The organism is Arsenicicoccus cauae, from assembly GCF_043162025.1.
Taxonomy (GTDB): domain Bacteria; phylum Actinomycetota; class Actinomycetes; order Actinomycetales; family Dermatophilaceae; genus Arsenicicoccus; species Arsenicicoccus cauae.
This window is the reverse complement of record NZ_CP171001.1, coordinates 337,986-360,092: the sequence shown is the minus strand read 5'-3', so window position 1 is coordinate 360,092 and position 22,107 is coordinate 337,986. Positions and strand designations below refer to the sequence as shown.

The following is a 22,107-nucleotide window of genomic DNA, read 5'->3' as shown; positions in this document are numbered from 1 at the left end:
CTATTGTCCCGCGTGCACGCCGGGAGCCCACTTGGGCACGGTGAAGGTCACCCGGGTGCCCGCCCCTGGCGCGGTTTCGACCACGACGCCGTGGGCGTCGCCGTAGACCTGGCGCAGGCGGGCGTCCACGTTGCCGAGGCCCACGTTGTCGCCGTCGTGCTCCCCGGAGAGGACCGATCTGACGCGCTCCGGGTCGGACCCCGCGCCGTCGTCCTCCACGATGACCTGGGTGACGGTGCCGAGGTCGCGCGCGGTGATCCGGATGGTTCCATCGCCCACCTTGCGCTCGAGGCCGTGGCGGACGGCGTTCTCGACGAGCGGCTGGACCGACAGGTAGGGGACGGCACTGCCCAGCACCTCCGGCGCGATGTCGAGGTCGACCTTGAGCCGCGGCCCGAAGCGGGCCTGCTCGAGGGCGAGGTAGCGCTGGATGTTGACCAGCTCCTCCTCGAGCGTGGTGAAGGCGCCGCCGCTGCGGAAGGAGTAGCGCGTGAAGTCGGCGAACTCCAGCAGCAGCTCGCGGGCCCGGACCGGGTCGGTGCGGACGAAGCTCGCGATCGCGGCGAGCGAGTTGTAGACGAAGTGCGGGGAGATCTGGGCCCGCAGCGCCAGCAGCTCGGCCTCCATGGTGCGCGTGCGCTGGCGGCTCAGCTCGGCGAGCTCGACGTTGGTGGAGACCCAGCTCGCGACCTCGCGGGTGGCGCGCGCCAGGCCGTAGCTCACGTCCGGGGCATAGGCCACGAGGGCCCCGATGACGGTGTCGTCGCTGACGATCGGGGCCGCCACGGCCGACCGGATGAGGCAGTCCTCGTCGACGCAGGCCAGCCCACGCAGCACCTCGAGGTCCCCCGTGGCGAGGACCTGAGCGACGAGGTCGACGGCACCGGGAGCATGCCGCTCGCCCGTGCCGTCCCACCCGAGCAGCGCCTGGGTGTCCAGGATCGCGAGGGCGGGGACCCCGAGCAGGGCTCGCAGGTGTCGCGCGGCTCTCGCGCTGCCCTCGGGCGTGAGACCGTCCTTGAGGTGCGGTGCGGCGAGCCCGGCGGTGTGGAGGGCGTCATACGTGGCCTCCTCGGCGGGCGAGGAGAAGGTGCGCCGCACGCGCACGACCCGCAGCGCCAACCACGCGGCGACGACCAGGAGGGCCGCGAGGACGGCGACCAGCACGGCGGAGCTGCGCGCGGGCCCTTCGAGCATGGACCGATGGTAGGGCGTGAGTCCCTAGGCTGACCCCGTGAGCTCCCCCGTCGCCATCTCCGTCGAGCCCCTGCTGCGCCTGCCGGGGGTGAGTGACGCGGTCGACGAGGCCCGCGAGGCCTGCACCCGGCTCCGCTGGCACCAGGCCTTGCGTCGCCGCATCCCCGAGGCCGCCGCCGAGTCGCGGGTGCGGGGGGCTCGGGAGAACGCATTCCTGGACGGGATCCAGCTCCCCCTCGAGACCGTCCGCGACCTCAGCCGGGGCGCACTGACGTGGCGCGCGGACCCGCTGCCCGACGAGCAGGTGGTGCGCGGGGCGGTGCAGGTGACCGCCGAGGCCGAGCACCTGCGCGGCGTCCTCTCGGCCGCGCCGAGGCAGGTGGTGGCGAGGCTGCACACGGCGGCCGCGACGCCGCTGGGGGTCGCGGCGTCGGGGCTCGGGCGTCCTCGCGACCCGGGGGTGGGTTGTGCCGAGCTCGTCGAGCTGGGCGAGCCGGTCGACGCCCGCCTCGTCGCGGGGAGGTTGGACGGGATCGTCGGGCTGCTGCGTGCGGTGGGGCCGGTGCCCGCGGGCGTGGTCGGCGCGCTCGTGCACGCCGAGGTGGCCGTGGTGCGGCCGTTCGAGCGCGGCAACGGTCTGGTGGCGCGGGCGCTGGAGCGGGTGGTCGTGCAGGCGGGGGGCCTCGACCCCACCGGGGTCGCCGTGCCCGAGGCCGGTCACCGGTCCCTCGGTCAGACGGCGTACGTCGGGGCGCTCGCCGCCTATGCCACGGGGACGCAGGACGGGGTGCGGCTGTGGCTGCTGCACTGCTGCGAGGCGATGGTCGCCGCGGCGGCGGAGGGCACCCGGGTGGCGGACGCCGTCCTCACGGGTCGGCTCGGGTGACGGCTGGGCCGCCGTGGACCGACGCCGTCACCCGATCGGCGTCGTCCCTGACGGCCGTCGGGGCCCCGACGTCGGACTAGTCATGACAAGCCACGGAGTCACCTTCATCGATCTAGGGCCTCGCTGAGTGCATCCACGTAGGCCAGACGGGTGACTTTCAGGCCGTCATGGAGGTGCTAACTAGTCATTTGTCCGGGTCCGACGCATCATGGATGTACGCGCTCCCTTCGGGTCGAGCGCAGTGCATGGGCTCTTCCCCCCAGAGCCTATGCACGGCGACCCCCGTCACCCCCCGACGGGGGTCGCCCCATGTCCGCACCCCCTCCGCCGACTGGTCACTTCCGGGGGGGGGCTGGTGCGCCCCTTCGTCCGCGACTGGTCACTTCCCGACGCAGTTGTCCCCAGGTCGTCGCGTTCCCGTGGCCCGTTGTCCACAGGGGCGGCCCCTCCGCTCGCTCGATGCCGAAGGCAGCCGCCACCCTGACCGCATGACGATCTCGATCGGGGTGCAAGGCGCGAGTGGCGGCCTGGGCGCCAGCTCGCTGGTGGCGGCGCTCGGCCTGCGGGCCGCCCAGTCGGGGCGCAGCGTGGTCTGCGTCGACCATCGCAGCGCCGGCGGGGGGCTGGACGTGGTGCTGGGGGCCGAGCAGGTCGCGGGACTGCGGTGGCCCGACCTGCACCGGGCCCGGGGCGCCCTCGACGGGACCGAGCTCCTGCCCGCACTGCCGGTGGTGCGCGGCGTCGGCGTCGTGGCGTGCGACCGGCGGCAGCCCCACGAGGTGCCCCCGGACGCGATGGAGGCACTGCGCCGCGGACTGGACGGGTGCGTCGACGTGGTGGTGCACGACCTCCCGCCGACCGTGGCCTCAGGCTGGCCCGCCGCCGTGCTCGGGCACGACCTGCTCGCGGTGGTGGCCGGTGGGGCAGCGAGCCAGGTGGCCGCTGCAGCCGCGGTGTCCGTGCTGCTGCGCCAGGTCACGGCGGTGGGAGCGGGTGTCGTGGCCCGCACGGAGGGGATGGACGCGGCGGCCTGCATCGCCGACCTGCTCCACCTGCCGATGCTCGGAGTGCTGCGCAGCGACCGCGGGGTGCAGGCCTGCCTGGACCGCGGTGTGGTGCCCGGCAGCGTCCGAGGGCCCCTGCGGGACCTCGCCGACGAGGTGCTCCTCGCCGCCGTCCTCGAGGAGCGTGCGGCATGAGTCTGCCGCCGGGGGCCTGGACCGACATCGAGCAGGGCGTGGGGCCTGACGTCGGTCGCGTGCGCGAGGCTGTCGCTGGTGATCGGGTGGTGCTCGGCTCGCAGGGGGTGCGTGACGAGCTGGGCCGGGTGTTGCGCGACACGTTGGGCGCCGGTCCGCTGGAGGTCCTGCTCCGGGAGCCCGGTGTCACGGACGTCCTGGTCAACGGCCCGCGCGAGGTGTGGGTCGACCGAGGAGCGGGTCTGGAGCGGGTGCCGCTGGACCTCGGTGAGGACCGAGCGGTGCGGGCCCTGGCCGCCCGGCTGGCGGGCCTGGTCGGTCGACGGCTCGACGACGCCAGCCCCTGGGTGGATGCCGTCCTCCCGTCGGGGGTGCGCCTGCACGCGGTGGTGGGGGCCATCAGCCCCGGCGGCACCCATGTGTCCCTGCGCGTGCCCCGCTCCGAGTCATGGACCCTGGACGACCTGGAGGCCCGTGGCGCGGTCGACCCCTGGATCGCCCGCGCCCTGCGGGGCGTCGTGGCACGCCGGGTCGCCCACCTCGTCACCGGTGGCACGGGCAGCGGCAAGACCACCCTGCTCGCCGCGATGCTGTCGCTGGTCCCCGCGCAGGAGCGCATCGTCCTCGTCGAGGACGCCTGCGAGCTCGCACCGCGCCACCCCCACGTGGTCCGGCTGCAGGCCCGCCACCCCAACGTCGAGGGGGCCGGGGGAGTCGACCTCACCGCCCTCGTGCGGCAGGCGCTCAGGATGCGGCCGGACCGCCTGGTCGTGGGTGAGGTCCGCGGTGGCGAGGTGCGGGAGCTGCTCACGGCCCTCAACACGGGCCACGAGGGCGGCTGCGGCACCGTGCACGCGAACTCCGCGACGGACGTGGTCTCCCGGCTCGAGGCCCTCGGTGCCCTGGCGGCGATGCCACCGTCCGCGGTGTGGGCGCAGGCGCGGAGCGGTCTGCGCCTGGTGATCCACCTCACCAGATCCCTCGGCGTGAGGCGGGTCGGTCAGGTGGCCGTCCTGTCCCCGGAGGGTGACGGACGCCCCGTCGTCCTGCCCGCCCTCACGCACGACGGCGACGCCGGGGTGCGCCCCGGCCCCGGCCTGCCGCTCCTCGTCGAGGTCGTCCCGGAGGCGAGGCCATGACCCCCGACGGCCCGATCGCGGTGGGCGTGGGGATCCTGAGCGCCCTGGCCCTGCTGCTGTGGACCTGGCCGAGGCGTTCGTCCTGGGCGCGGGACGACGGCTCGGGTCGGGGCGGGCCCGACGCTGGACGTGGGCGCGGCCTCACCAGGGTCCGGGGGCTGGCTCGGGGGCCGTCGCCCCGCGGGTCCCTCGAGCACGAGACCGAGCGGCTGGCCGTCGCGGAGGCGCTGGCGTCGGCGCTCGGGGCGGGGCTCGACGTCCGGTCAGCCCACGAGGTCGTGACGCGCGCCGCCGACCACCCGGCCCGGGTGGAGCTCCGTCTCGGTGCCGGAGAGGAGGCCCACGAGGCGTGGTTGCGCTGCGCGGAGGGCGGCCGGGTGGCTCGTTCGGTCGCGCACGCCCTGCAGGTCTCGAGCGAGGTCGGGGCCCCGGTGCGTGGGGCTGTCGGAGCGGCCCTCGACTCGAGCCGCCAGCAGCTGGCGCAGGACGGCGCGGTGGGCGGGGCCGTGGCGGGTGCTCGAGCGACCGGGCGGCTGCTGAGCGCCCTGCCCCTCGCGGGGCCGCTCGCGGTTCTCGGCCTCGGGCTGGACGTCGGCGCGGTCTACGGCTCGGCGACGGCCTTGTCCTGCAGCGCGGTCGGGGTGGTCCTGACCGTGGTGGGACATCGCTGGGTGTCGCGGCAGGTTGCGGTGGCGCAGAGAGAGACGGTCGTCTCATGAGCCCTTCGGAGCTCGCGCTGGCCGTGGGTGCGCTCGTCGTCGTCGCCGTGCTCCTCTCTCCTCCCCCCACCGGCGACGGGTCCGACCGGGTCCCGGTGGCCCAGGCACGGCCTGCTCGGCTGGGGCGGGATCGCCCCCTGCTCGTCGGTCAGGTCGCCGAGAGCGCGGACCTGCTCGCGGTGGCCCTCTCCGGCGGTTGCGGCCTGCTCGATGCATTGGACGTGGTGGCGGCGGTGGTGGGTGGGCGGGCAGGCCACGAGCTGCGGGTGGTGGCGGCGGCCGTCCGCTGGGGGGTGTCGCCGTCCGAGGCGTGGCGCCTCGTGTCAGCCGGATGGCACGAGGTGGCGGCGGCGTTCGTGGTGGCCGAGCGGGCGGGCGTGCCCCCTTCCGGGCTGCTGCGGGAGGCGGCCACGGCCATGCGCCACGCTGAGGCCCAGGCGGCGGGCGAGCGGGCCGGCGTGCTCTCGGCGCGGCTCGCGCTGCCCCTGGGCCTGACCTTCCTGCCCGGTTTCGTGCTGACCACGATCGTGCCCGTCGTGCTGGGGATGGCCTCGTCCCTCGCCCGCTGAGCTCACCGGTCCGAGGGGAGCCGGTGGACCCTGCGGGCCGCCTTGTCCACGGCGGCCGAGTGGTCGGCGCGACGCACGGCGCCCTCGACATGAGGCGGCCCCTGACGTCCCAATGGAGACATTTTGCGGCGAATGGCGCACGCCCTGGCGCCATTCAGCGGCAATCAGCGGACGAAGACCCGGATGCCGCTGGGAGAACCCTGGCCGCGCGCCCCCGGCGCCCCCGGCGGGAAGTCGAGTCCGCCGGCCCCTCGCTGGGCGCGGCGGCCCTCCTTGTCCAGCCGGGACGCCTCGTCGGCCTCGATCAGCGTCTGCCCGATGCAGCCCCCCGGCCCGCAGCTGGCCTGGCCCAGGGAGGCGGAGAGCCGGACGGGCAGGTCGGAGCTGTGCGCCTGCACCGCCTCCTGGACCAGCCCGATGAGGTCGACGGGGCCACGGCGGCTGGGGGTGACGGTCAGGACCGCGAACTCGTCGCCGCCGAGCCTCGCCACCGTGGCGTCGGACGGGACGCAGTCGCGCAGCACCTGCGCGAAGTCGCGGATGAGAGCGTCGCCCACCTCGTGGCCGTAGACGTCGTTGGCGACCTTGAGCCGGTCGAGGTCGGCGCACAGCACCGTGGCGACGACGGGTCGTGCCGTGTCGGCCACGCGGTCCTGGGCCTCGGCGACGGCCTGCGTCCAGCCGCGGCGGTTGGCGACCCCGGTCAGGATGTCTCGGCGTGCTGCGGCGCTGGCTGCGGCATACGCGTCGTGCATGGCGATCGACTGCGCCAGATAGGTCTCCCGGTCGCTCGCGAAGAAGCGCACCAGCAGGATCGGGACGGCCAGGACCGCCAGCGCGAGGGGGTGGTGCGGGCGTACGGCGACGACCAGGGCCCAGCCGAGGACGGCGAGCAGGACGTCGAGCTTCCACGTCCACAGCAGCGGTCGCACCATCTCGCGCAGGGGCGTCCCGAGCCAACGGTCCGCGAGAGAGGCCGACAGTCCGTCGAGGAGCAGCTGCGCCGCGACGGCGGCGACGAGCGCGGCAGGGCCGGCCTGGACCATGCCGCCCGGGTCGCGGGTGCTCCACAGCACCGCGACCGGCGCCACTACGTGCAGGGCGTTGCCGGCCTCGAGGAGCAACGCTCGTGGTCCGCGCCGCCCGTCCAGCCAGCCACCGAGGAGCACGGCCACCAGGACGGTCAGGCCGACGCCGGGCAGCGGGGTGGCGAGCAAGAGCCCCATGAGCACAGGTTGGGTGGGCACCGAGCCCCCCACCGAGGACTCGAACGGTGACCGGAAGGCCACGAGGTAGAGGAGGCCGAGGCCGACTCCGACCAGGACGCCCCGCATGCTCGGCGGGGTGTACGCCAGGGTCGCCATCAGCACCGTCGCGACGATGGCGAGCGCGCCGGGCAGGAGCGACAGGATGCGCGCGCCGAGGGACGCATCGCGCCACTGCTCGTCGTAGTCCCGTGGCTCGGGGTTGCGGGAGGGAAGCGCGGACGCGTGCGAGGGGTATGGCGACGCCCCCGCCACCTCCTGGTGCCAGGGATCGATCGGCCTGCTCGTCAGCCGTTCCGAGATCGCCATGGGTCGATCAGGACGTCGTCGACGAGAATGGTCCGGACGGAGTCGAAGGGGGTCGTGTTGACGAAGGCGATGGAGAGCTGCTGCACCGTGTCGGTGGCGTGGTTGGGGACGGGCACCACGGGGGACAGCTGCCACCCGGCGCGGGACGCGTCGAGGGTCGTGCCGTAGGTATAGGTCCCGGTCTCCGAGCGAACCGTCGTGCGGACGAGCAGCCGGCTGCCGACCTGTCCCGTGCCCTTGTAGAAGAAGCGGAAGGAGTCCTCTCCCTCCCCGACGCACAGCTCTGCCGTGCGTGCGGAGCCGCCCGGCCACAGTCGCAGCGAGCCGGTGAGCGCGGCCCGGTTGACGTACCACGGCTCGTTCTCCAGGGCGAGGCTGTAGAGGCCGTTCCAGCCTGCTCCCCAGAGGGCGAACCCGCCGTTGGGAACCGGGAAGTACTCGTTGGTGTCGCCGAGGCGAGAGAGCATCGGTGAGGTGGTGCGCACGGGGCACCCCGACACGGCATGGGTGCTGTCGGCCCCAGCGGCCTGGGCGGTCGAGGCGCCCGCGAGCCCGGCCGTGACGGCGGCGACCGAGGCGATGAGCATCGCTGTGAACCTGCGCACGTGCACTCCTGGAGGGGCGGTCCGCAGCGGCGTCGGCACGCTGCGTGATGGCGTGCCCCTATCTCAGCAGGAGAGACCCGTCCCACGCCCTGGTTGACGGCGGAGGCAACCCCAATGGAGAGCGGAAATACCCCGGGAGGGCCAAGTAGCCCGCCAGCACGTGTGCGGACAGTGACCGCCCGCGACGAAAGGTGAGCGGAGCCGTCACGGTGCGCGATGGGCTCGCGAGCCGCCGGTCCTCGCGGGCCCGTAGGGGAGGATGTGGTGGTCGTCCTTTTGCCGAACCGGAGGAGTCCACCGTGAGCACTCAGCCCCCGCACGTCCTGGTCCTGCCCACCGAGGGCGTCGCCGACCACGTGGCGACCCAGCTCCGCGAGGAGGGCTTCGACCCGGTGGAGGTGGGTGGGGGCCCCGGTGGCTGGACCGTGCGAATCACCGACTCGCGGCTCCCGGACGCCGACGGGGGCGGGGCGGTCGAGGGCCTGAGGACGCGCTTCCGGGCGCTCGCCGAGCAGCATCAGGGCACCTACGTCGAGTCCTGAGCCCGGCGGGTATCGAGCCGGAACCCGTGCCGAACGGGTCCTTGTCCACAGCTCGTCGCGTCCCGGCACGCCTCGTCCACAGGCGCGCGGCTCGCCCTGTCCTCATGGCCCCCCCCTTCCTGACGATGGACTCGTCCAGCCAGGTGAGCAGGAGGAGAGGCAGTCATGGTCCAGTCGTTGGTGAGGTGCACGGGTCGCGTCCGGTGGTGGCTTCGCGGGCGGTGGCGGGAGGCTCGGGTGGTGGGTCTGCGCGAGGCGGGGATGACCACGGCGGAGTATGCCGTGGGCACGATCGCGGCGGCGGCGTTCGCGGCGGTCCTGATCGCGATCGTCCGCTCTGACGCGGTGCGCTCGGCACTGACGTCCATCATCACGACGGCCCTGTCCACGACGGGCTGAGCCGTGGTCACGACGGAGCTCGCCGTCGGCACCCTGTCGGTGGCGCTGTGCCTCGCGGTCGGGCTGCAGGCGGTGGCGCTCGGCATCGACGAGGTGCGCTGCGTCGACGCGGCGCACGTGGCGGCCCGGGCCGCCGCCCGTGGTGAGGACGGGGCGGCCGTCCTGGGGCTGGCCCGGCGACTGGCGCCGCCGGGTAGTGCGGTCGGCTCCGGCGTCGGGGCCGGGACGGTGAGGGTGCGGGTGCAGGCACCGGCCCGTGGCCTGTCGCGGCTGCTGCCCGGGGTGCCGCCGGCGGCGGCCGAGGCGTCGGTGCCCGTCGAGGTGGGCGCCGGCGAGCAGGTCGGTCCGGGTCGGGACGGGGGCTGACGACCGTGCCGGGCGTGGCCGCGGGAGGTACGCGGCAGCCGGGTGGCAGCCCGTCCCGGGAGCGGGGCTCCGGCTCGGTGCTCGTCGTGGCGGTCTGCCTCGTGGTGCTGCTGGTGTCGGTGGGTGCCCTGGCGGTCACCGGCGTGGTGCTGGCCGGGCACCGGGCCCGGTCGGCCGCGGACCTCGCCGCGCTCGCGGGTGCGGCGAGGGTGCGGGACGGGGCGCCGGGCGAGGCGTGCGCCCAGGCGGGACGGGTGGCCTCGGCCAACGGCGCGACGGTCGACGCCTGCCGGGTGGCGGGAGACGTGGTCGAGCTGAGGGCCAGGGTGGAGGTGGCGGGTCGGCTCGGTCCGGCGAGGGCCGAGGCCCGGGCCGGCCCGGCACGCGACGAGGCCCCGCCCTGGGTGGGCGGGGCCTCGTGATCCGGTGAGGGCGCCCTGGGTCCCTCGGGACGGGTGGAGCGCCGGCGCCGGGCGTCTCCGTCGCGGGACCGGTCGAGCGCTCGCGCGGACCGGCTCAGCGGCGGGTGTCGTCCCAGCTGGTCGCGCCGTCGGCCCGGTCGTCGCGGCCGGTGCCGCCGGCGCGCAAGGTGCGGGTGTCGTGGGCGGTGCCGTCGTCACGGGTGTCGCGGACGTGGTCCTGCCGGACGGCGTCGGTGCGCGGGTCGACGCCGGTGCGGCGGGGCTCGTCGCGGCGTCCCCGCTCGGCCTGGCCGATCCGCTCGTTCTCGCGCTGCTCGCGGCGCAGATCCTTGAGCTCTCGACGCTTGCGGGCGCTGCGCCTGGCACCGAGGGACATCAGCCACAGGCCGAGCGCCAGCGCGATGGCGGACAGGACACCGATGAAGAAGATCAGCGTCGGCGACAGGCTGACCGAGTTGCCGAGCAGGTCCCAGCTGATCGTGGCGCCCGAGGTGGGCAGGCCGTAGATCGCGAGGACGCCCGCGACGAGCGCCGCGAGGACGAGGAGGAGACCGAGGACGACCATGGTGATGCTCCTGACGATGGGGGCCGGGGCGGGGGAGCCGGTTGGGAGGTCTGGACCGTTCGTGGGTCGCGCGTGGTGGAGCGCAGGTGGGGGTGCGCGGTGACGATTCGTGCAGCAGGGTACGCGACGGGAGGTGCAGCGTGGGGCCGTTCGGGTCAGTCGATCGACGCGCGGTGCTCGCGCAGCGTCGTGACGACCCCCGACAGCAGCCGCCTGGCCCCATCCTTGTCGAGCGGCTCGTTGCCGTTGCCGCACTTGGGCGACTGCACGCAGGACGGGCAGCCCGCCGTGCAGGCGCAGGCCGAGATCGCGTCGAGCGTCGCCGCGAGCCAGGCCTCGGCCCGGTCGTAGCCTCGCTCGGCGAAGCCCGCGCCGCCCGGGTGACCGTCATAGACGAGGATCGTGGGCAGACCGGTGTCGGGGTGCAGGGCGGTCGAGACGCCACCCACGTCCCATCGGTCCGCCGTCGCCACAAGGGGGAGCATCCCGATCGCCGCGTGCTCGGCGGCGTGCGTGGCACCGGGGATCGTCTCGGGGTCGACGCCCCGGGCGGCGAGCCACTCCTCCGTCATCGTCCACCACACCCCCCGGGTGCGGAGCACCGCCTCGGGCAGGTCTAGGGGGTGCTCGCCGAGGACCTCGCCGGACGGGAGGCGCCGCAGGAAGGACGTGACGCGCGAGCGGACCGCCACGCTCCCGAAGCACAGCCGCAGCTCCGCCCCCAGGTCCACGTGCCGATCCTCCGACAGCAGGTCGAAGGCCGAGTCGGACCGCGCCGTGGTGGTCCACCCGGGGTCGCCCTGGACGACGAGGGCGCAGGACTGGTCCAGGTCGAGGTCGGTCACGACGTGCGGGCGACCCTGGTGCAGGTAGACCGCACCCGTGTGCACCTGACGGTGGGCGGCGGTGTGGTCCACGGTGCCGAGGACCGCGCCGGAGCGCCGCTCGACGATCGAGACCACGGGCTCCCCCGAGCCGCGCAGGGAGACGTGGTCGTGGGCGCGGTCCGGTCGCGCCCAGTACCACCCACCGTTGGGTCGGCGGCGCAGGACGCCCCGCCGGGTGAGCGTGTCCAGCAGCGTCGGCATCGTGGGGCCGAAGGTCTCGGTGTCGTCCAGCGTCAGGGGGAGCTCGGCGGCCGCCGCGGCCAGGTGCGGGGCGAGGACGTAGGGGTTGTCCGGGTCGACGACGGTGGCCTCGAGGGGCCGCTCGAAGATCGCCTCGGGATGGGTCACCAGGTAGGTGTCGAGCGGGTCGTCGTCGGCGACGTAGACCGCCAGGGCCTCCCGGCCGGAGCGCCCTGCACGCCCTGCCTGCTGCCACAGGGACGCGAAGGTCCCCGGCCACCCGCACAGCAGCACGGCGTCCAGGCCGGTAACGTCGATGCCCAGCTCGAGGGCGTTGGTGGCGGCCAGACCCATGATGCGGCGGTCCCTCAGGGCACGCTCGAGCTCGCGGCGCTCCTCGGGCAGGTAGCCGCCGCGGTAGGCCGCGACCCGGCCCTCGCGCCCACGACGCATCGACCGCGTCGCCTCCGCGAGGACCTCCACACCCTTGCGCGAACGCGCGAAGGCGACGGTCTGGGTGCCGTCGTCCACCAGCCGGGCCAGCAGGTCCGCGCTCTCGGACAGGGCGGACCGGCGCGCGACGGTGGCGCCGCGGCCGACGCCCTCCGGGTCGACCGTCCCCGCCCCTGCGCCCGCCTGGACATCGAGGGGGACCGCCCTCGCCTGGCCACCGGGAACCGCGTCGCCGTGCTCGTCGAGCAGCGGGGGCTCCCACAGCGCGAAGGACATCGGGGCGCGGGGCGAGCCGTCCTCGGTGACGGCGACGCAGGGGAGGCCGGTGAGACGTGCGGCATGCTCGGCGGGGTCGGCGACCGTGGCGGACGCCAGGACGAACGTCGGGCTGGCGCCATACCGGCTCGCGACCCGGCGCAGCCGGCGCAGGACCGCGGACAGGTGGGCCCCGAACACCCCGCGGTAGATGTGGCACTCGTCCACGACGACGTAGCGCAGGGCGCGCAGGAACGGCGCCCAGCGCTCGTGCCTGGGCAGCAGGGAGTGGTGCAGCAGGTCGGGATTCGTGAGGACGTAGGCCGCGTGCTCGCGGATCCACCGCCGCTCGTCGGCCGGGGTGTCCCCGTCGTAGGTCGCGGCGCGCAGGCCCGGGAGGCCGAGCGCCGTCAGGCGCGCGAGCTGGTCGGCCGCCAGTGCCTTGGTGGGGGAGAGGTACAACGTGGTCGCGCCACGTCCCGACGGCGCCTGCGTCCCGTCCAGGACGGCGGTGAGCGCCGGCAGCAGGTAGCCCAGCGACTTGCCGGACGCCGTCCCCGTCGCGAGGACCGTGTGCTCCCCGACCCGCGCGTGCTCGGCCGCCGCGACCTGGTGGCTCCACAGACGATCCACCCCGGCGCCCTGGTAGGCGCCGGCGACGGCCGGGTGGACCCAAGCGGGCCAGTCCGCGGTCCGCGCCCGCCGCTCCGGGATCACCTCGACATGGCGCAGCCGATCGCTCCGGCCGCCACGGGTCAGGTGGTCGAGGCTGGTGCGGGGGTCGAAACCGCGCGGTGGAGCGCTGGCGGTGGAGGAGGACATCGACACCACGGTACGCGGGGTCGGCGGGGGACCCGCGCCCGCGGGATGAACATCGTCACGCGCCGCGTATCAACGGTCGCGCGGCGGGTATGCCCCGAGCACGAGGTCGTGCGGCCGAGACCGCACCGTCAGCGGTCGAAGCAACGGCCGTCCGGCCCCCTGCGGGGCGACGTACCCGGGCCCTGGGCCCGGTCAAGGAGGACCGATGACCGTTCACCTCACCCCCACCGTGCTCCGAGACCGCGTCACGATCCGCGTCACGGGCGAGCTCGACCTCGTGCAGGCACCCCGGCTGCGCGACGCGATCGACACGGTGGTGACCGCCGGTGCGCGCCAGGTCGTGCTCGACCTGCAGGACCTCGACTTCATCGACTCGGACGCCATCGACACCATCGTCACCTGCCTGCGCCTCATGCGCCCCCTCGGCTGCGACCTCGGGGTCGTGGCGAGCCGTGAAGCCATCGTGCGGCCGTTCACGTCCACCGGCACCGACAGCGTCGTGCGGCTCGTCCGCGACGCGGGCGAGCTCGGCGAGGTGTGCGGCCTTGCCGCCGCGCGGGACCGCCGTCGCGGCGGGGCGATGGCCGCCGTCGCCCCACGCAGCAAGGCCTCCTGAGCCGGCCGTCGAGGGCCCGCCATGCCGACGGCCCGCCATAGGGTGGCGGCCATGACGGATCCCCGGCCCGTTCCGCACCTGGTCGCTGCCCTGCGGGCCGACCTTCAGGACCTCGACTACTGCGTCGACAACGTCAGCGCGGTGCTCGGCCCGGTCGCCTCGGCGGCGCTGCACCGCGAGCAGCCGCTGCCGGCCCTGCGCGCCACCGCAGCCACCGAGGACCCCGTCGCGCTGCTCGTCCGCGCCTTCACCCTCGCCCGGCCCGTGCCCGCCTCACGCCTCGACGAGGCGCTGCCCCGCACCACGGCCGCCGGTCTCGTCGAGCTCGGCCTGGCCCGGCGCGAGGGGGACCAGGTCCGGGCCACCGTCGACCTGCGGCCCTACGCGGACGAGAGCCACACGTGGTGGGTGGTCTCGGACCTCGGCGAGCTGGCCCTCGGGCGAGCCCTGCCCACCGACCACGTCCTTGGCATCGGCGGCGCCTCGACCACGCTCGCCTCCTGGACCCCGCGCCGCCGCGTCGCGCGCGCCCTCGACCTCGGCACCGGGTGCGGCATCCAGGCGCTGCACCTCACCGGCCACTGCGACCGGGTCGTGGCCACCGACCTCGCCGATCGCGCGCTGCTCGTCGCCCGCTTCAACGCCGCCCTCAACAACCAGGACTGGGACGTGCGTGGGGGGGACCTGCTCGAGCCGGTGGCCGGCGAGACCTACGACCTCGTCGTCTCCAACCCGCCGTTCGTCATCACCCCGCGGGTGGCCGGCGTCCCGGCATACGAGTATCGCGACGCGGGAGCCGAGGGCGACCAGGTCGTCGAACGCCTCGTCCGTGCGCTGCCCACTCACCTGGCCCCCGGCGGGCTCGCCGTCTTCCTCGGCAACTGGGAGATCCCCGCAGGTGCGACCTGGCGCGACCGCTGGCACGACTGGCTCGACGGCACAGGGCTCGACGCCTGGGTGCTGCAGCGGGAGGTCCAGGACCCTGCCGAGTACGCCGAGCTGTGGGTGCGCGACGGCGGCACCAGCGGCGGCCCCGAGTTCGAGCGCCTCTACGCCGCCTGGCTGGACGACTTCGCGTCGCGAGACGTCGCCCGGATCGGCTTCGGCGTCGTCGTGCTGCAGCGGCCCGCGTCCTACCGGCCGACCTTTCGCGACCTGGTCGAGGTGCCCGGGCCGGTCGCCTCTCCCATGGGGCCGACGATCGACGCCGGTATGTCGGCGCGCACCTGGCTCGCCGAGCACGGTGACGCCGCGCTGCTCGACACGGCGTGGCGGCTGGCCGACGACGTGACGGAGGAGAGGTTCGGGCGGCCCGGGGACGCGGACCCGGCGATCATCCGGGTGCGGCAGGGCGGCGGGCTCGGGGTCGTGCGCACGGCCGGGACGGCGCTCGCGGCCTACCTCTCCGTCGCCGACGGCACTCTCACGGCGCGCCAGGCCCTCGTCGCGATCGCCGCGCTGCTCGAGCGCGACACCGACGAGGTCGTGGCCGAGACGCTGCCGGTCGTCCGAGACCTCGTCGCGGACGGTCTGCTCGTGCAGACCCGCCGGTGACGGGCCGGTATGCCGTCCGCCCGCCGCCTCCGCTACGGTGACCCCGACGGCGCCCCGACCTGCCAGCGACGACGAATCCGCCGCACGGGGCCGGTCAGACAAGGTAGGGAACAGACACGTGGCAACCAGCACCGGGCGCAAGCTCGTCATCGTCGAGTCCCCCGGAAAGGTCAAGTCCATCCAGGGCTACCTCGGGGACGACTACGTCGTGGAGGCCTCCATCGGCCACATCCGCGACCTGCCCAACCCGCGTGAGCTCCCGGCCGACCTCAAGAAGGGGCCCTTCGGCAAGTTCGCCGTGGACGTGGACAACGGCTTCGAGGCCTACTACGTCGTCGACGCGGACAAGAAGAAGAAGGTCACCGAGCTGCGGCGGCTGCTCAAGGACGCGTCCGAGCTCTACCTCGCCACCGACGAGGACCGCGAGGGCGAGGCCATCGCGTGGCACCTGCACGAGGTGCTCAAGCCCAAGGTGCCGGTCAAGCGGATGGTCTTCAACGAGATCACCAAGGAGGCCATCCAGCGGGCGGTCTCCACGACGCGCGACATCGACCAGGACCTCGTCGACGCGCAGGAGACGCGGCGCATCCTCGACCGGCTCTACGGCTACGAGGTGTCCCCGGTGCTGTGGCGCAAGGTCCGCCAGGGCCTGTCGGCCGGACGCGTGCAGTCCGTCGCGACGCGGATGGTCGTCGAGCGGGAGCGGCTGCGGATGGCCTTCCGCAAGGCGAGCTTCTGGGACGTCGAGGGTGACTTCTCGCCCGAGGGCGGTGGCCAGGCCTTCACCGCGCGCCTGACCGAGGTGGCCGGCCGCCGGGTGGCGCAGGGCCGCGACTTCGCCGACGACGGCCGCCTCACCGCCAAGAACGTCGTGCACCTCGACGAGGAGGCCGCCCGCGAGATCGCGACCTCGGTCCTGGCGATCGACGTCATGGTCACCGACGTCGCCGAGAAGCCCTACACCCGGCGCCCGTCCGCCCCCTTCATCACCTCCACCCTCCAGCAGGAGGCGAGCCGCAAGCTGCGCATGAGCAGCAAGAACGCCATGCGCGTCGCCCAGCGCCTCTACGAGGGCGGCTACATCACCTACATGCGCACCGACTCGACGACGCTGTCCGAGCAGGCGCTCACCGCGGCGCGTCAGCAGGCGCGGGACCTCTACGGCGCGGAGTACGTCCCCGACAGCCCCCGCCGCTACGAGAAGAAGTCCAAGAACGCCCAGGAGGCGCACGAGGCGATCCGCCCCGCCGGTGATCGCTTCCGCACCCCGGCGCAGGTCGCCGGGCAGCTGCGCGGCGAGGAGTTCGCGCTCTACGAGCTGATCTGGAAGCGCACCGTGGCCTCCCAGATGGCCGACGCGCGGGGCTCGACCGCCACCGTCCAGCTGGGCGGCGAGCTCGCCGACGGACGGCGCGTGACCTTCGCCGCCAGCGGCACGGTGATCACGTTCCGGGGCTTCCTGGCGGCATACGAGGAAGGCCGGGACGAGGAGGAGACCGCCGCCCGGGCGGCCGCCGACGAGGAGCGGCGCCTGCCCAAGCTGTCGGTCGGCGTGCCGCTGGACACGCTGCGCGCCGAGGCCGAGGGGCACGAGACCAAGCCGCCGGCCCGCTACACCGAGGCCACGCTGGTCAAGGCGCTGGAGGAGAAGGGCATCGGTCGCCCCTCCACCTACGCCGCGACCGTCGGCACGATCCAGGACCGCGGCTATGTGCGCACCCGCGGCTCCGCGCTCATCCCCACCTGGCTGGCGTTCGCCGTGACGCGGCTGCTCGAGGAGCACTTCACCGAGCTCGTCGACTACGACTTCACGGCCGACATGGAGGAGAGCCTCGACCAGATCTCGCGCGGCGACCTCGGTCGGGTGCAGTGGCTGCAGCGGTTCTACTTCGGCGACCAGACGCGCGACATCGAGGGCCTGTCCGAGCTGGTCGAGGACCTCGGCGAGATCGACGCGCGCGAGATCTCGACCATCCCCCTCGGCGACGGGATGGTCGTCCGCGTGGGTCGATACGGGCCGTATGTCGAGGAGGTCGTCCCCTCCGGCGTCGACCCGGTCACCGGCGAGGTGGCCGAGGGCGCGGAGGTCGCGGCCACGCCGCGACGCGCCACGATCACCGACGACCTGGCCCCCGACGAGATGACCCCCGACAAGGCGCGCGAGCTGCTCGAGCTGGCCTCCGACGACGGGCGCGAGCTGGGCCGCGACCCGGAGTCCGGGCGGGCGATCGTGGCTCGGTCGGGGCGCTACGGCCCGTACGTCACCGAGGTGCTCTCGGACGAGGAGGCCGAGCTCAAGGGCAAGGCCAAGATCAAGCCGCGCACGGCGTCGTTGTTCAAGGACATGGACCTGGCGACCGTCGACCTGGAGTCGGCGCTGCGGCTGCTGTCCCTGCCACGCGTCGTCGGCACGGACGCCGAGGGCGTCGAGATCACGGCGCAGAACGGCCGCTACGGCCCCTACCTCAAGAAGGGCACCGACTCGCGCTCCCTCGAGACCGAGCAGCAGCTGTTCTCGATCACGGCGGAGGAGGCGCTGGCGATCTATGCCCAGCCCAAGCAGCGCGGTCGCGGCGCGGCCAAGCCGCCGCTGAAGGAGCTGGGGGAGGACCCGGTGTCGGGCAAGCCGGTCGTCGTCAAGGACGGACGCTTCGGTGCCTATGTCACCGACGGCGAGACCAACGCCACCCTGCGCAAGGACGACGACGTCGAGACCCTCACGCCTGAGCGGGGATTCGAGCTGCTGGCGGAGAAGCGCGCCAAGGGCCCGGCCACCCGCAAGCGAGCCGTCAAGAAGGCCCCGGCCAAGAAGGCCCCGGCCAAGAAGGCCCCGGCCAAGAAGGCCGCGGCCAAGAAGGCCGCGTCAGGCACGAGGAGCGCGACGAAGAAGGCTGCTCCCCGCGCCGAGTGACGGGACGGTCTGACGAACGCCCGCCTGTGGGCAGACCGGGTGGCCTAGGCTTGGGCCCGATGAACCCCCGAGCCCACCTCTGCGCCCTCGGCGTCGCTCTCGCTGCGGTCGCCGTGACCGGCGCGTGCAGTGGCCCGTCGGCAAGCACGACGAGCACGACGGCGTCGACCTCGTCGGTCACCTCCAGCGCGGCCCCGGCCTCCACGTCGGCCACGTCCTCGGCTACCTCCTCGCCGTCGGCCACCGCGCCGTCGACCCTGCCGTCAAGCACGAGCGGTGGCGGCATCTCACCGGCCGCCACCGCGACGGTCGGGACCGATGAGCTCTGCTCCTCGCTGCGGAGCGCGGACTTCCGGCCGACCGACCTCACGACGCTCCCGGCGGGCTCGGTGCAGGACACCGTCGGGGAGGTGGTGGAGCGCCAGGAGCGCCTGGCGTCCGTGCTCACGCCACCCGGGCTGACCGAGGCCTGGCAGACGACCCTCGGGGCCTTCGACGCGATCGCGCAACGGGTCAGCGACGCCGGCAAGGACTCCGCGGTGCCGGGGATCGTCAGGGCCGAGCTGGCGAAGGTGGCCCCGGCCCGCGACCGGGTGCTCCAGGCCACGGCCGCCTGTCGCCGCCCCTGACCGGTGCAGGTCCGGTGTCAGCTCTGACGGGCAACCTGCACCGATCCCGATCCCGATCCCGTTCCCGCTCCCGGGCTCGATGACGATGACGCAGCGAGCGCCGCGTCCAGGTCGTTCACCAGGTCGGCCACGTCCTCCAGCCCCACCGACAGCCGCACCACGTCCGCGTGCGGACGGGCCTCGGCGGCGACGGGCCGGTGGGTGAGCGACGCCGGGTGCTGGATCAGGCTGTCGACCCCGCCGAGCGAGACGGCGTGGGTGATCAGGCGGGTCCTCGAGACGGTGGCCGCCGCGGCGGCATACCCCTCCCGCAGCGCAAAGGCGACCATCGCTCCTGGCCCGGCCAGCTGCCGACCGAGCAGGCCGAGCGGGTCCTGGCCCGGCAGGCCGGGGTAGTGGACGCGTGCCACCGCCGGGTGCTGCGCCAGGTGCTCGGCGACCACCTGCGCGGACGCCTGCTGGGCGCGCACCCGCACCGGCAGGGTCTGCAGCCCGCGATGCAGGAGGTATGCCGACAGCGGGTGCACCAGGCCCCCGGTGAGGGCCCGCACCGAGCGCAGGCGGCGGGCCCACTCCGGCGTGGTCGCGACGACGCCGGCGATGACGTCGCCGTGGCCACCGAGGTACTTGGTCGCGGAGTGCAGCACCAGCGTCGCCCCGTGGCGTCGGGGTTGCTGCAGGACGGGCGTCGCAAAGGTGTTGTCGACGAGCACCGGCACGTCGCCGGCCTGGCGGACCACGTCCTCGAGGTCGAGCAGCTCGAGCGTGGGGTTGGCCGGTGTCTCGACGACGACCAGCCCCGTCAGCGGGGTGATGGCGTCGCCGACCGAACCGGCGTCGGCCCAGGTCACCGCGGTGCCAAGCAGCCCGTGGTCGAGCAGGTGGTCGGTGCCGCCATACAGGGGGCGGACCGCCACGACGTGCGGCGTCCCGGCGCTGACGGCGGCGAGCAGGCAGGCGGACAGCGCCGCCATGCCGCTCCCGAACGCCACCGCCTCCTCGCAGCCCTCGAGGGCGGCGACGGCGGCCTCTGCTCGGGCGACGGTGGGGTTCCACAGGCGCTGGTAGACGAGGGTGTCGCGCGCCCCGGGGCGTCCACCGGTGGCGAGGTTCTCGTAGCTCTGGCCGCCGGCGTCGACGTCGGGGACGGAATTGGTCGTCGAGAGGTCGATCGGGGGCACGTGCACCCCGAGCCCGGTCAGGTCCTCCCGTCCGGCGTGCACCGCGAGCGTGTCGGGCCGGTCGGTGCCGGACCCGGGGCGGGTCTCGTCGCGTGGGGTGTGCGGGGTGGGCATGGTGGTCCTCCTGGGACTGCGTCGTTGCAGCGGGCCCGTTCGTGTCAGGCCCTGTCTCCAGGGTAGGCGAGACCGCAGTCTCGACGGCACAGGGATGCCGGCACCGGCGATCCTGCGGCGTCTGGCGCGTCGCGCAGGAGATCGATCACCGTCGACGATCGGCCGAGCACCGGCACCACTGCCAGGCGAGGGCCAGGAGAGGGATCGCGGGTGCCGCCGGCCCGGGCATCAGCGCCGGGCCCAGCATCGCCAGCGTCGCGGTCTCGTACCCCCGGGCGACGCCGAGCGCGCCGGCCGGCGCGAGGCCGAACGGCGTGGGGATCATGACCGCCATCATCTCCAGGCCCATCGGGCGCGACGACGCGAGCAGGGAGGCGGTGGCCGACAGCACCAGGGCCGGAGCGACCCACCACGAGAGGCCGACGAGCGGCACGACGAGGCCGCTCCAGGCGGCGGCCACGACGACGGGACCGACCAGGTGGGCGAGGCGGACGGCGTCATCGGGCAGTGGCAGGTCGCGGCGCAGGCCGCTGGACAGGGCCCACGCACCCAGCCCCTCGCCGACGGATCGGGCGAGCACGGCCGCGCCCAGACCGAGGGCGGGCAGGGTGACGACGGGTGGGGCCATCGCGGCCAGCAGCGCGCCCGCCACCAGCAGCGGTATGCCGAGGAGCAGCCGGTCGCCCTGCCGCCGCACGCGCTCCAGGTCCCGCAGCAGGAGGGCGGCCAGGCCGGTGCCCCGGCCACGCCGTGAGCGGAACGATCCGCGGGCGCCCAGGCGTGACTGCGCGGCGCGGTGCATGGCAGCGCCGGCGTCCATCATCAGCGCGGACTCGTAGGCGGCCCCGGAGCTCTCGCCGGCGCGACGCAGCTCGATGCCGTCGACCTCGTCGATGCGGCGGTCTGCCCTGACGAGCAGGGCGAGGGCGGCGACCAGGCCGAGCGCGAGGAGACCAGCGGCGAGCGGACCGGCCTGAGCCGCAAGCGATCCGAGGGCTCCGACCGCGCTGCCGGCCCCTCCGGCACCGGCTGTCACATCGCCGCCGCTGGTCCCGAGCGCCGTTGCCAGTCGGGCGAACCCGGCGCAGGCCACGCCAACCAGGCCGAGTGCCAACGGTGCTCGGGCGGCGCGCCGGCGGGCGCGCGGATCGGACTGGGCCGCAGCGACGCCCGCCGTGACGAGCAGCGCGGCGACAGCACCTGCGGGGATCCCCCAGGCGAGGGCGTGCGGCAGGACCGGCAGGCCTCCTGTCGCGAGCACCGCGGGCCCGCACAGGGATCCGAGGACGGACAGGCCGATCGCCATGACCCACAGGCGTCCTCGCAGGACGGGTCGACGCGGTGCCGGGCCGGACAGGAGCCAGGTCAGCTGGGGCGCGCCGGCCCCGACCGGCCCGAACGCCACGGCAAGGCGGGCGATCCCGGCGAGGACGAGCAGACCCAGGGCGATTGCGGCCGTCGCCCCGCCCCCGTGGACGCAGCCGGCGCCCGTGCAGGTGCCACGCGCCAGGACGTCGCCCCACCCGCTGGTCGTCATGACGGCGAGCAGCAGGAGCGCGAGCGCCCACGTGTAGATCTCGGTGAACGCCCCACCCGGCTCGCCGTGCGCGCGTCGGGCCCGCGTCAGGTAGTCGGCGGCCTCAGACGTCACCGTGCAGCTCCACGACGCGGGCGCCGGACCGGGCGACGAGCGCGGCGTCGTGCGAGGCCATGAGCACGCTGCGACCCGAGCCCGCCTGTGCGGCAAGGTAGTCCGCCAGCCACGACCGCCCGGCCGCGTCCAGCCGTTGCTCCGGCTCGTCGAGGACGAGGAGCGACCACGGGCGCACCAGCGCGACCGCCAGCGAGAGTCGGCGTCGCTGCCCGCTCGACAGGGTCCACGGCACCTGGTCGGCGACGTGCTCGATCCGCAGCGCGGCGAGCGCCGCGTCGACCAGGTCGTCCGGGTCGGCCACCCCGTGCACGCGCGCCAGCACGTCCAGGTGCTCCAGCGCCGTCACGTCGGGATAGAAGCCCGCGTCGTCCAGGACCGCGCACACCGCACGCCGCATCTCGGGGTCCTGGTCGCGCAGCGGCGTGCCGTCGAGCCTGACCGTGCCGGCGTCCGGGCGTTCGGTGCCGAGCAGGCAGGTCAGCAGCGTCGTCTTGCCGACGCCGTTGGGACCGACCAGCGCCACGACCTCGCCGGCGCCCACCTCGAGCGACACGTCCGTGACGACGGGGCGTCCGGCATACGACTTGCTCAGTCCTCGCACCTGCAGCCGGGGGAGGGGCCGCTCACCACCGGTGTCTCCATCGTCGCGCACCCCTCGACCATAGGCCT

The 22,107-nt window shown here is 74.6% G+C and carries 22 protein-coding genes; 14 read left to right on the top strand and 8 right to left on the bottom strand.

Translation table 11 applies throughout. The features are described from left to right. Nucleotides 1-1,197, bottom strand: a complete 1,197-nt coding sequence (locus ACF3NS_RS01730; RefSeq protein WP_288797724.1) for a sensor histidine kinase — start codon at nucleotides 1,195-1,197, stop codon at nucleotides 1-3. Nucleotides 1,198-1,234: 37 nt separating this feature from the next. Here ACF3NS_RS01730 and ACF3NS_RS01725 point away from each other — a divergent pair, with 37 nt between their 5' ends. The 5 genes from ACF3NS_RS01725 to ACF3NS_RS01705 all read left to right on the top strand — a co-directional run bounded on the left by ACF3NS_RS01725 (nucleotide 1,235) and on the right by ACF3NS_RS01705 (nucleotide 5,709). Continuing rightward, complete coding sequence (locus ACF3NS_RS01725; protein ID WP_288797722.1) at nucleotides 1,235-2,083, top strand: hypothetical protein; 849 nt, start codon at nucleotides 1,235-1,237, stop codon at nucleotides 2,081-2,083. A 488-nt stretch (nucleotides 2,084-2,571) separates the two neighbouring features. Then, on the top strand, nucleotides 2,572-3,282 hold the full coding sequence (locus ACF3NS_RS01720; RefSeq protein ID WP_392467443.1) for a hypothetical protein: 711 nt from the start codon (nucleotides 2,572-2,574) through the stop codon (nucleotides 3,280-3,282). Further along, nucleotides 3,279-4,421, top strand: a complete 1,143-nt coding sequence (locus ACF3NS_RS01715; protein WP_154592717.1) for a TadA family conjugal transfer-associated ATPase — start codon at nucleotides 3,279-3,281, stop codon at nucleotides 4,419-4,421. Before ACF3NS_RS01720 ends, ACF3NS_RS01715 begins: the two co-directional genes overlap by 4 nt. Further along, a complete protein-coding gene (locus ACF3NS_RS01710) occupies nucleotides 4,418-5,140 on the top strand; it encodes a hypothetical protein (protein ID WP_392467441.1) in 723 nt (240 codons plus the stop codon). Before ACF3NS_RS01715 ends, ACF3NS_RS01710 begins: the two co-directional genes overlap by 4 nt. Then, entirely contained in the window at nucleotides 5,137-5,709 is a 573-nt protein-coding gene (locus ACF3NS_RS01705) for a type II secretion system F family protein (protein ID WP_392467439.1), read from the top strand. The genes ACF3NS_RS01710 and ACF3NS_RS01705 overlap by 4 nt, the downstream gene beginning before the upstream one ends. Before the next feature lie 164 nt (nucleotides 5,710-5,873). On the opposite strand, the gene ACF3NS_RS01700 is transcribed toward ACF3NS_RS01705, so the two are convergent. Together ACF3NS_RS01700 and ACF3NS_RS01695 are read right to left on the bottom strand one after the other, a co-directional pair. Further along, a complete protein-coding gene (locus ACF3NS_RS01700; protein WP_392467438.1) occupies nucleotides 5,874-7,283 on the bottom strand; it encodes a GGDEF domain-containing protein in 1,410 nt (469 codons plus the stop codon). Continuing rightward, nucleotides 7,262-7,888 carry a hypothetical protein gene (locus ACF3NS_RS01695; RefSeq protein ID WP_392467436.1) on the bottom strand — a complete coding sequence of 209 codons (627 nt, stop codon included), beginning with the start codon at nucleotides 7,886-7,888 and terminating at the stop codon, nucleotides 7,262-7,264. The genes ACF3NS_RS01700 and ACF3NS_RS01695 overlap by 22 nt, the downstream gene beginning before the upstream one ends. 299 nt (nucleotides 7,889-8,187) lie before the next feature. On the opposite strand from ACF3NS_RS01695, the gene ACF3NS_RS01690 reads away from it, so the two are divergent. The 4 genes from ACF3NS_RS01690 to ACF3NS_RS01675 all read left to right on the top strand — a co-directional run bounded on the left by ACF3NS_RS01690 (nucleotide 8,188) and on the right by ACF3NS_RS01675 (nucleotide 9,617). Continuing rightward, on the top strand, nucleotides 8,188-8,430 hold the full coding sequence (locus ACF3NS_RS01690) for a hypothetical protein (protein ID WP_154592712.1): 243 nt from the start codon (nucleotides 8,188-8,190) through the stop codon (nucleotides 8,428-8,430). Between the two features lie 240 nt (nucleotides 8,431-8,670). Then, nucleotides 8,671-8,829: a DUF4244 domain-containing protein gene (locus tag ACF3NS_RS01685; RefSeq protein WP_353956127.1), complete on the top strand. Its 159-nt coding sequence runs from the start codon at nucleotides 8,671-8,673 to the stop codon at nucleotides 8,827-8,829. A 3-nt stretch (nucleotides 8,830-8,832) separates the two neighbouring features. Further along, nucleotides 8,833-9,195 (top strand): TadE family type IV pilus minor pilin, encoded by a 363-nt coding sequence (locus tag ACF3NS_RS01680; RefSeq protein ID WP_392467435.1) that lies wholly within the window; start codon nucleotides 8,833-8,835, stop codon nucleotides 9,193-9,195. Nucleotides 9,196-9,209: 14 nt separating this feature from the next. Then, entirely contained in the window at nucleotides 9,210-9,617 is a 408-nt protein-coding gene (locus tag ACF3NS_RS01675; protein ID WP_392467433.1) for an Rv3654c family TadE-like protein, read from the top strand. A 94-nt stretch (nucleotides 9,618-9,711) separates the two neighbouring features. Here ACF3NS_RS01675 and ACF3NS_RS01670 read toward each other — a convergent pair whose 3' ends face one another. Together ACF3NS_RS01670 and ACF3NS_RS01665 are read right to left on the bottom strand one after the other, a co-directional pair. After that, nucleotides 9,712-10,182 (bottom strand): hypothetical protein, encoded by a 471-nt coding sequence (locus ACF3NS_RS01670; protein WP_154592697.1) that lies wholly within the window; start codon nucleotides 10,180-10,182, stop codon nucleotides 9,712-9,714. Nucleotides 10,183-10,337: 155 nt separating this feature from the next. Further along, nucleotides 10,338-12,779 (bottom strand): DEAD/DEAH box helicase, encoded by a 2,442-nt coding sequence (locus tag ACF3NS_RS01665; RefSeq protein WP_392467432.1) that lies wholly within the window; start codon nucleotides 12,777-12,779, stop codon nucleotides 10,338-10,340. A gap of 205 nt (nucleotides 12,780-12,984) precedes the next feature. On the opposite strand from ACF3NS_RS01665, the gene ACF3NS_RS01660 reads away from it, so the two are divergent. From ACF3NS_RS01660 to ACF3NS_RS01640, 5 genes are all read left to right on the top strand, one after another. Continuing rightward, the gene (locus ACF3NS_RS01660) at nucleotides 12,985-13,395 is read left to right on the top strand and encodes an STAS domain-containing protein (RefSeq protein ID WP_195849119.1); all 411 of its coding nucleotides are present in this window, start codon (nucleotides 12,985-12,987) and stop codon (nucleotides 13,393-13,395) included. A gap of 51 nt (nucleotides 13,396-13,446) precedes the next feature. Continuing rightward, a complete protein-coding gene (locus ACF3NS_RS01655; protein WP_154592694.1) occupies nucleotides 13,447-14,949 on the top strand; it encodes a class I SAM-dependent methyltransferase in 1,503 nt (500 codons plus the stop codon). A gap of 118 nt (nucleotides 14,950-15,067) precedes the next feature. Beyond that, nucleotides 15,068-17,860, top strand: coding sequence for a type I DNA topoisomerase (topA, locus tag ACF3NS_RS01650; RefSeq protein ID WP_392467430.1), 2,793 nt, complete (start codon nucleotides 15,068-15,070; stop codon nucleotides 17,858-17,860). Between the two features lie 124 nt (nucleotides 17,861-17,984). After that, nucleotides 17,985-18,182 (top strand): hypothetical protein, encoded by a 198-nt coding sequence (locus ACF3NS_RS01645; RefSeq protein ID WP_154592693.1) that lies wholly within the window; start codon nucleotides 17,985-17,987, stop codon nucleotides 18,180-18,182. Between the two features lie 67 nt (nucleotides 18,183-18,249). Further along, nucleotides 18,250-18,489, top strand: coding sequence for a hypothetical protein (locus tag ACF3NS_RS01640; RefSeq protein WP_195849126.1), 240 nt, complete (start codon nucleotides 18,250-18,252; stop codon nucleotides 18,487-18,489). Nucleotides 18,490-18,506: 17 nt separating this feature from the next. On the opposite strand, the gene ACF3NS_RS01635 is transcribed toward ACF3NS_RS01640, so the two are convergent. From ACF3NS_RS01635 to ACF3NS_RS01625, 3 genes are all read right to left on the bottom strand, one after another. Further along, complete coding sequence (locus tag ACF3NS_RS01635; RefSeq protein WP_392467429.1) at nucleotides 18,507-19,784, bottom strand: trans-sulfuration enzyme family protein; 1,278 nt, start codon at nucleotides 19,782-19,784, stop codon at nucleotides 18,507-18,509. A gap of 145 nt (nucleotides 19,785-19,929) precedes the next feature. Beyond that, entirely contained in the window at nucleotides 19,930-21,435 is a 1,506-nt protein-coding gene (locus ACF3NS_RS01630) for a DUF6297 family protein (protein ID WP_392467428.1), read from the bottom strand. Further along, entirely contained in the window at nucleotides 21,425-22,090 is a 666-nt protein-coding gene (locus ACF3NS_RS01625) for an ATP-binding cassette domain-containing protein (RefSeq protein WP_392467426.1), read from the bottom strand. The genes ACF3NS_RS01630 and ACF3NS_RS01625 overlap by 11 nt, the downstream gene beginning before the upstream one ends. Between the last annotated feature and the right edge of the window lie 17 nt (nucleotides 22,091-22,107).